8 protein-coding genes are annotated in these 8,617 nt (G+C 70.5%); 5 read left to right on the plus strand and 3 right to left on the minus strand.

Features of this window, described 5'->3' with window-relative positions:
- A partial coding sequence (locus tag K4G64_RS36935; protein ID WP_374206498.1) for a M6 family metalloprotease domain-containing protein occupies positions 1-1,278 on the minus strand: 1,278 nt, incomplete at its 3' end.
- A 320-nt stretch (positions 1,279-1,598) separates the two neighbouring features.
- Here K4G64_RS36935 and K4G64_RS36940 point away from each other — a divergent pair.
- Positions 1,599-2,243 (plus strand): TetR/AcrR family transcriptional regulator, encoded by a 645-nt coding sequence (locus K4G64_RS36940; RefSeq protein WP_221760252.1) that lies wholly within the window; start codon positions 1,599-1,601, stop codon positions 2,241-2,243.
- A 225-nt stretch (positions 2,244-2,468) separates the two neighbouring features.
- Positions 2,469-4,010: an MFS transporter gene (locus K4G64_RS36945; protein WP_221760253.1), complete on the plus strand. Its 1,542-nt coding sequence runs from the start codon at positions 2,469-2,471 to the stop codon at positions 4,008-4,010.
- Positions 4,011-4,380: 370 nt separating this feature from the next.
- Here the strand turns inward: K4G64_RS36945 and K4G64_RS36950 are convergent, their stop codons facing one another.
- Positions 4,381-4,914: a MarR family winged helix-turn-helix transcriptional regulator gene (locus K4G64_RS36950; RefSeq protein ID WP_221760254.1), complete on the minus strand. Its 534-nt coding sequence runs from the start codon at positions 4,912-4,914 to the stop codon at positions 4,381-4,383.
- A gap of 89 nt (positions 4,915-5,003) precedes the next feature.
- Between K4G64_RS36950 and K4G64_RS36955 the strand changes: the two genes are divergently transcribed.
- Positions 5,004-5,789, plus strand: coding sequence for a dioxygenase (locus K4G64_RS36955; protein WP_221760255.1), 786 nt, complete (start codon positions 5,004-5,006; stop codon positions 5,787-5,789).
- A gap of 34 nt (positions 5,790-5,823) precedes the next feature.
- Here the strand turns inward: K4G64_RS36955 and K4G64_RS36960 are convergent, their stop codons facing one another.
- Positions 5,824-6,342 (minus strand): GNAT family N-acetyltransferase, encoded by a 519-nt coding sequence (locus tag K4G64_RS36960; RefSeq protein ID WP_221760256.1) that lies wholly within the window; start codon positions 6,340-6,342, stop codon positions 5,824-5,826.
- 194 nt (positions 6,343-6,536) lie between these two features.
- Between K4G64_RS36960 and K4G64_RS36965 the strand changes: the two genes are divergently transcribed.
- Both K4G64_RS36965 and K4G64_RS36970 read left to right on the plus strand, forming a co-directional pair.
- On the plus strand, positions 6,537-7,535 hold the full coding sequence (locus K4G64_RS36965) for an RNA polymerase sigma factor RpoD/SigA (protein WP_221760257.1): 999 nt from the start codon (positions 6,537-6,539) through the stop codon (positions 7,533-7,535).
- Positions 7,536-8,079: 544 nt separating this feature from the next.
- Positions 8,080-8,617: TetR family transcriptional regulator (locus tag K4G64_RS36970; protein ID WP_308122592.1), on the plus strand; the 538-nt coding region annotated here is incomplete at its 3' end.

An 8,617-nucleotide genomic window follows, 5' to 3' on the forward strand; every position in this document is an offset into this window, starting at 1 on the left:
CTGCACGCCCGCGACCTCGATCGTGATCCCCCTCGCCGCGTCGCGGAACGTCTCCCCGGGTGTGAACGGCGCGTCGGACAGCTCGGCGTGGACGTTCGGCGCGCGCGTGCAGCCGTCGCTGTCGCGGCGGGCGTCCTGGACGGTGACCGGGCCCATGCCCGTGTCCACCTCCGCGTCGACCTTGTAGATCAGGACACCGGGGCGGCAGACGGCCTCGTCGTTGCCGGCGCGGGTGCGCAGTTCGAGGGCGTAGCCGGTTCTGCTGTTCAGGGGGACGAAGACCAGTTTGGAGCCGCCGGCCAGGGCCAGGGGCGTCAGGGTGTACTCCGTGGTGCCGGAGGATGCCGCGCAGTGGACCTGGGCGGCGTCGAGCCAGCCCAGCTTCCACTTGTGCCAGCCGAGGAAGTCGTTGTTGGCGCCCCAGTCCTCGCTCATGATGTCCCAGTGGCCGACCGCGCCCCCGCCCTCCGCGGTGTACAGGTCGGGCAGGCCGAAGACGTGGCCGTTCTCGTGGGGCAGGACGCGGTAGCCGGTGCGGTCGTAGGAGCCGGAGCCGTCGTCCTGGCGGGAGTAGACGAAGGAGGCGTTGGCCACGGGTATGCCGTCGGCCTTGGGCGCCTCCGGGTTGCCGGCGAAGGTGACGGACAGGACCGTGTCCAGGGCGGAGGGGCCGGCGTTGGGAGTCACCAGGACGTTCAGCAGGTCGTACGCGCGGAAGTCCACCTTCGGGTCGGCCGCTGCCACGAGGTCCTGGACCATCGCGCGGTAGCCGGGGTCGAACGGGGCCCCGCGCTCTATGCCGTACTCGCGGAAGGACTTCGGCATCCGCAGCCACCCCGGGATCGGGGTCTCGGGGCGGTAGTCGAGGCGGCCGTAGGAGCTGGTGCGGAACCACTGGCGGGTCTGCGGGAAAAACTCGCGGAAGCGGTCCTGGGCGTCGCCCTGACCGGGCGCGTCGGAGAAGTCGACCATCAGGGTGAGGGCGTGGATCGTGCCGGTGGAGCGGGTGTAGCCGGTGGAGGTGGGGATGCCCTCGGACATCTGGACCTCGCGGGCCCCGCGGATCATGCAGGGGCCGTGCTCGGCGGTGTGGGACAGGGTGATCGGGCCCGCTCCGGCCGTATTGGTGCCGGGGGTGACACGGCCCGTGCCGGCCGAGGTGCTGACCGTGAAGGTCAGGGCGGTCACGCAGGCCAGGGCGGCCAGCCGGCGCCTGGGTATCCGGCCGCCGGGCGGACCCGTGCCGTCCGGGCGGGGGCGCCGGGGCCGTGGCTGTATGCAAGGGACCTGCAAGGGACCTCCCGCGCCACGGCAGCCTCCCGGTTCCCGGCTGCACCCTTGCGATCACCCTGCGTCGCGGGGTGGGGGGGACGCGCGCTGGAAGAGACCGATCGTGGGTTTCCGGTCAGTAGCGGTCCCGAGAGGTTTTCGGAGTTTGTGAGCCAGGTCACAAACAATTTCCTCGGGAGCGGGAAATACCGGGGACCCACTCCCCGTTTAGCCATGTGTCGGATCGAAACGGGGACCCGCTCCCCGGATCGGACGGCGAGACAGCGTCAAGCGCCCCACACCTTCAACACCGACACCAGGAGTACGCCGTGCAGACCGCCAGCCCCGTCACGCGCAAGGTGCCCCGGCCCCGTGCCGACGCCCTGCGCAACCGGGAGCGGATCGTCACCGCCGCCCGGGAGATGTTCGTCGAGCACGGCGCCGAGGTGCCGCTCGACGACATCGCACGCCGGGCCGGCGTCGGCAATGCCACGGTGTACCGCAACTTCCCGGACCGCGACGCGCTCGTCCGCGAGGTCGTCTGCTCCGTCATGGACCGTACGGCCGCGGCCGCCGAGGCCGCGCTCACCGAGACCGGTGACGCGTTCGAGGCGCTGGAGCGCTTCGTGCACGCCGCGGCCGATGAGCGGATCAGCGCGCTGTGCCCGATGGTCTCCAGCACGTTCGACAAGCACCACCCGGACCTGGAGGCCGCGCGCGAACGGGTCGAACGGCTGATCGCGGAGGTCATGGACCGCGCCAGGTCGGCCGGGCAGCTCCGGTCCGATGTGGACGTCGGGGACGTCATGATCGCCGTGGCCCAGCTCAGCCGGCCCCCGGCCGGTACGGACTGCTTCCACGCCGACCGCTTCGTCCACCGCCATCTCCAGCTGTTCCTGGACGGGCTGCGGGCTCCGGCTCGCTCCACCCTCCCGGGCGCGCCGGTGACTCTGGAGGACCTGCGCCGACCCTGACCGATGCCGATGAGTTCAGGCCGCCCCACCTGTCTGAACCCCGACCACCCGACCACCCGACCACCAAGACCGCCTGATGGCCTGATCGCCTGACCGGCAGTCACCACGGCGGTCACCACGGCAGTCACCACGGCCGTCCCCGCGGACGAGCCGCCACCTTTCGTCACCCTTTTTCCGTCACGACGTCCCGTTCTTCCGTCACGAAGTCCCGAAGTGGGTATCCCCATGTCTGAAACAGCCTCAAAGGCTCTCCGCGCTCAGGCCGCAGAACCGGATCCCGGCCGCTGGAAAGCGCTCGTCTTCATCGCGCTCGCCCAGCTGATGGTCGTCCTGGACGCCACCATCGTGAACATCGCCCTGCCCTCCGCCCAGCAGGACCTCGGCATCTCCGACGGCAACCGGCAGTGGGTCGTCACGGCCTACGCCCTCGCCTTCGGCGGTCTGCTCCTGTTCGGTGGCCGGATAGCCGACCTGTGGGGCCGCAAGAAGGCCTTCGTGGTCGGGCTCGGCGGTTTCGCCGCGGCCTCCGCGCTCGGCGGCGCGGCCACCAACGAGGCGATGATGTTCGGCGCCCGTGCCCTCCAGGGAGTCTTCGGTGCCCTGCTCGCGCCCGCCGCGCTCTCCCTGCTCGCGGTGATGTTCACCGACGCCAAGGAGCGTGCCAAGGCGTTCGGCATCTACGGCGCGATCGCCGGTGGTGGCGGTGCCGTCGGTCTGATCCTGGGCGGCTTCCTCACCGAGTACCTGGACTGGCGCTGGACGTTCTTCGTGAACATCCCGTTCGCCATCGTCGCCGCGGCCGGTGCCTACTTCGTCATCCGCGAGCCCGAGGGCGGCCGCAACCGTTCCCCGCTCGACATCCCCGGCGTCATCCTCTCCACCCTCGGCCTGGTCGCCCTCGTCTACGGCTTCACCCGCGCCGAGTCCAACGGCTGGAGCGACTCCGTCACCGTCGGCATGTTCGTCGCCTCGGCCGTGCTGCTGGCGTCCTTCGTGCTCGTCGAGTCGAAGGTCAAGGCCCCGCTGCTGCCGCTGCGCGTGATCACCGAGCGCAACCGCGGCGGGATCTACCTCTCCCTCGGTCTCGCGATCATCGCGATGTTCGGCCTGTTCCTCTTCCTGACCTACTACCTGCAGATCGTGAAGGGCTACTCGCCGGTCAAGACCGGGTTCGCCTTCCTGCCGATGATCGCGGGCATGATCACCGGCTCCACCCAGATCGGCACCCGCCTGATGACCCGGGTCGCGCCGCGCCTGCTGATGGGCCCGGGCTTCCTGGTCGCCGCGCTCGGCATGCTGCTGCTGACCCAGCTGGAGATCGGCTCCTCGTACGCCGCCCTGCTGCTGCCGGCGATGCTGCTGCTCGGCCTCGGTATGGGTACGGCGTTCATGCCGGCCATGTCGCTGGCCACCCAGGGCGTCGAGCCTCGGGACTCCGGCGTCGCCTCCGCGATGGTCAACACCTCGCAGCAGGTGGGCGGCGCGATCGGCACGGCCCTGCTGAACACCATCGCCGCCTCGGCGACCACGGCGTACGTCGCCGACCACATCGCCGGGGCGACCAGCCGGTCCCAGCAGCAGCTGGTCCAGCTGGAGGCCATGGTGCAGGGCTACACCAGCGCCATCTGGTTCGCCGTCGGCATCCTCGTGGTCGCCGCCGCGATCGCCCTGACGTTCGTCAACGCCGGCCGCCCGGGCGGTACGACGGTGGCGTCCTCCGACGAGGACGCGGCGGACGAGGTGCAGATCCCGGTCGTCGCCCACTGACGTCCGCGCATCGCACCCCTTCGGGCCCTGTCGTAGGCACGGGGAAGGGGACGCCCCGCACCTACGGAATCCAGGACCTGCCCTGCTCCCGCTTCGGCGGAGCGGGGCAGGTCTGTATCCGCCTCGGTGTCAGCGAGCTGGGCGGCTGCGTGTCCGCCTCGGTGTCAGCGAGCTGGGCGGCTGCGTGTCCGCCTCGGTGTCAGTGAGCTGGGCGGCTGCGTGTCCGCCTCGGTGTCAGTGAGCTGGGCGGCTGCGTGTCCGCCTCGGTGTCAGTGAGCTGGGCGGCTGCGTGTCCGCCTCGGTGTCAGCGGAACCCGTGCAGCTCCGCATCCGCCGCTTCGGATGCAGCTCCGCACCCGGCACCGCTCCGTCAGCGGAGCCAGGGCAGGTCCGCACCCGCCTCGGTCGGCTGCAGTCCCTCGGCGACGATCCGCATGATCTCGCCGAGGGACTTCTGCTGTTCCGGGGAGAGCCGGTCGAAGACCGCTTGGCGTACGGCCTCCACATGGCCCGGCGCGGTCTGCCGCAGCACCTGAAGGCCCTCGTCCGTGAGGACGGCGAACTGACCCCGCTTGTCGTCGGGGCAGTCCTCGCGGTGCACCCAGCCGTTCTTCTCCAGCCGCGCGACGGCGTGCGAGAGGCGGGACCGGGTGATCTTCGCCAGCATCGCGAGCTCGGTCATCCGCAGCCGCCGCCGCGGCGCCTCGGCGAGCTTGACCAGCAGGCCGTAATAGACGTGCGGCATGCCCGCGTCGCGCTGCAGCTGCCGGTCGAGATGGTCGTCGAGGAGGGTGACGCCCTCCATGAACGAGCGCCAGACGCGCTGCTCCTCGTCGGTGAGCCAGCGCGGTTCCTGGGGCTCCGCTGCGGAGCCCTGTGCCGGTGCGGATGCGGGTGCCTTCATGTGTTCCACTCTACGTGGACCCTCCTTGAACTTTAAACAAATGGCCCGTACAGTTTTGTAGGGAACCATGTTTTGGAAGGAGCCGCAGCATGTCCGCCGCCACCCAGGAGCGCATGCCCGCTCTGTACCTCAGCCACGGCGCGCCGCCCCTGGCGGACGACCCGGTCTGGCCCGGTGAACTGGCCGCCTGGTCCGCCGGACTACCGCGCCCCAAGTCGATATTGATCGTCTCCGCCCACTGGGAGGAGGCCCCGCTCGCCCTCGGCGCCACCGAGACCGTCCCGCTCGTCTACGACTTCTGGGGCTTCCCGGAGCACTACTACCGGGTGACCTACGACGCCCCCGGCGCACCGGAGCTCGCCGAGTCCGTACGCAAGCTGCTGCGCGCCCCCGGCATGCCCGTCCAGGACGTCCCTGACCGAGGCCTCGACCATGGCGCGTACGTGCCGCTGGTTGAGATGTACCCGGAGGCCGACATCCCGGTCCTCCAGGTGTCCATGCCGACGCTGGACCCGGTCCGGCTGCTGGAGATCGGCCGCAAGCTCGCCCCCCTGCGGGACGAGGGCGTGCTGATCGTCGGCTCCGGCTTCTTCACCCACAACCTGGCCGCGCTGCGGCAGGGCGGCATCCCCGCCTGGTCGTCCGAGTTCGACGACTGGGGCCGGCGGGCGCTGGAGGGCCGTGACGTGGACGCCCTGCTCGACTTCACCCGCAAGTCACCCGCGGGGCAGCTGGCCCACCCGCGCACCGAGCATTTCGCCCCGCTCTTCGTGACCATGGGCGCGGCCGACGCGGCCGGCGAGCTGGACCTCCAGAAGTCCGTCATCGACGGGTTCTGGATGGGGCTGGCGAAGCGGTCGGTGCAGTTCGGCTGAAACTGGCCCCGGCGGGCTTGCCCGCGGGGAGCTCCTACAGCGGCTTCTCGTACCAGGCCACGTCCCAGTAGCGGCCGAATTTGCGGCCGACCTCCCGATAGGTGCCGACGTGCCGGAAACCGAGGCGCTCGTGCAGCCGGACCGACGCCTCGTTCGGCAGCGCGATGCCCGCGTAGGCGCGGTGCAGATCCTCGCCCGACAGGGCCTCGAAGAGGGCCGTGTAGAGGAGCGTGCCGACGCCGCGCCGGCCGGCCTGCGGGGCGACGTACACGGTCGTTTCCACGGAGGTGGCATAGGCCGGCTTCGTTCGGAAAGGGCTTGATGTGGAGTAGCCCAGAATCTCCTGTGGGTTCGCCGTCGTGGCAACCATCAGGCGGTGTGGTCCGTCTTCAGGGTGGGAGAGCAGCCAAGGGCGGCGCTCCTCCGGACTGAAGATCGCGGTATCGAATGTGATCGCCGTCTCACGTACATAGTGGTTGTAGAGGGCCGTGAGGGCCTCGAGGTCACCCTCGACTCCCGGCCTGACCTGCACCTCTGGACGTTCTGACGGCACCGTGCCTCCCCATGTGGTCGGACAGGGTACTGCATGATCAGAAAAATCGGGGGCCCGGTTGGGAATTCTGTCCTGATTCCAGTCGTTGTTTCCATCGGATGCAGGGCACCCGAGGAGAGTCCGGAGAGTCCCGGAAGACGGAGTCCAGCGTCCGAAGGACCACCCGCTGACCTCACCATCGCAAGGGAGCTCGCATGGCAACCCGTGCCGTCGCCCGTCGTCAGTCCGCCACCGGCGAGACGGCCGACGCGGCAAGCAGTGTTCGCGCCCATGGCGGCGAGATCGCCGACCGCGACCTGGTCGGCATGTATCTCGACGAGATCGCGCGCACACCACTGCTCGACGCCGCCAAGGAGGTCGAGCTGTCCCAGATCATCGAAGCGGGTGTGTTCGCACAGCAGATCCTCGACGGCCTCGAGGAGAACAAGGCCGGTGCCTCCCAGGAGGAGTTGCAGGCCCTGGTCGACGCGAGTGAGCGGGCCAAGGATGTCTTCATCCGCTCCAACCTGCGCCTGGTCGTCGCGGTCGCCCGCCGCTACCCCCGCAGCGGTCTGCCGCTGCTGGACCTGATCCAGGAGGGCAACGCCGGCCTGGTCCGCGCGGTCGAGAAGTTCGACTACCGCAAGGGCTTCAAGTTCTCCACGTACGCGACATGGTGGATCCGCCAGGCCATCACCCGGTCCATAGCGGACCAGTCCCGTACGATCCGCCTGCCCGTCCACCTCGTGGAGGAGCTCGGCCGGATCCGCCGTGTGCAGCGCGAGTTCAACCGCGAGCACGGCCGGGAGCCGGAGCCCGCGGAGATCGCCGCCGAGCTCGGCTCGACCCCGGAGCGTGTCACCGACGTGCTCGACTGGGCCCGTGACCCGGTCTCGCTGAACATGTCGGTGGACGATGAGGGCGAGACGCAGTTCGGTGACCTCCTGGAGGACACCTCGGCGGTGTCACCCGAGCAGTCGGTGCTCACGCTGCTGCGCAGCGAGGAGCTCGACGATCTGATCGGCCGGCTCGACCAGCGCACGGCGTCCATCATCAAGATGCGCTACGGCATCGAGGACGGCCGGGAGCGCACGCTGACCGAGGTCGGCAAGGAGCACGGCCTGACCCGCGAGCGCATCCGCCAGATCGAGAAGCACGCGCTGCTGGAGCTGAAGAAGCTCGCCCGCAGCACGGGGTTCGACGCGGCGGCGTGACGCCTTCGCGCGGCGGCGTGACGCTGATCGCGCGGTGGTGCGACCCCGTTCGCACGGCGGGGTCACCGTGTTCGCGCGGCGGGGCGACCCCGTTCGCGCGGCGGCCGGACATCGCTGAGACGGTGAGCGTCCGGGCGTACGGCCCCTCCCCACGACCAGTGGGTGACGGAGCGTGTGCGCCCGGCGGGCACCGCGTACGCCGGGTGGCGAAAGACCGCGCAAACATGGCGATGTAACGCCGCTTCAATTCGCGGACTCAGGGAACAAGACTTCTGGGTCCACCAGTTCGGGCCCGGGGTCACACCCCCGGCCCCCAACAGCCAAGTCCCGTCGCACTCCCCCCGGCGCCGGGACTTTCCCCGAGGCCGGGCTTCGGCGTCCTTCCCCCCGGACGTCGGGGCCCGGCTCTCTTCTTGCGTGGCGCCGTTCGGCATCGCCGCACCGGGGGCCGGGCCGGGTGCTGGAGGGCGGGCCACCCCGTACCTGAACCACGGGGTGGCCCGCCAGATGGCAGATTGTGTCACATGGGCATAGCCTGCCGGGCGTGAGCAGCACCACCCCGACCCCGCCACCGTCCTCGCTGACCGAGCGGCGGAAGACCGAGACACGTATGGAGATCGCCCGGGCCGCGGCAGGCCTCTTCGTACGGCACGGCCTGCGCGCCACCCGCGCGGAGGACATCGCCCAGGCCGCCGGTATCGCACCGCGCACCTTCTACCGGTACTTCGCCACCAAGGAAGAAGCCGTCGCCCCGCTCTATGCGGCCGGCGCCCAGCGCTGGGTGGAGGCGGTGCGTGCGGCTCCCGCCGACGCGGGTGTGCTCCACGCCCTGGAGCAGGGAGTCCGGCACACCCTCACCCCGGGCGTCGGCGTCTCGGCGTCCTCCTGGGAGTGGGTCCGCACGCTGCTGCGCCTGGCCGAGGCGACCCCGTCCCTGCGCAGGGTGTGGACGGAGGTCTGCCAGGCGTCCGAGCGGTTGCTGGGGGAGGTGCTGGCGGAACGGGTGACACGTGCCGGGGTGCCAGGAGCTGCCGGGGTGCCAGGAGCGGCCGGGGCCCCAGGGGTGGCCGGGGTGCCTGGGG

The organism is Streptomyces sp. WAC04114, assembly GCF_019733245.1.
GTDB lineage: Bacteria > Actinomycetota > Actinomycetes > Streptomycetales > Streptomycetaceae > Streptomyces > Streptomyces massasporeus_A.

Coding starts and splice junctions, on each gene's coding strand:
- K4G64_RS36955 (WP_221760255.1), top strand. CDS start 5,004: ATGTCCGCCGCCACCCAGGAGCGCATGCCCGCTCTGTACCTCAGCCAC.
- K4G64_RS36965 (WP_221760257.1), top strand. CDS start 6,537: ATGGCAACCCGTGCCGTCGCCCGTCGTCAGTCCGCCACCGGCGAGACG.
- K4G64_RS36945 (WP_221760253.1), top strand. CDS start 2,469: ATGTCTGAAACAGCCTCAAAGGCTCTCCGCGCTCAGGCCGCAGAACCG.
- K4G64_RS36950 (WP_221760254.1), bottom strand. CDS start 4,914: ATGAAGGCACCCGCATCCGCACCGGCACAGGGCTCCGCAGCGGAGCCC.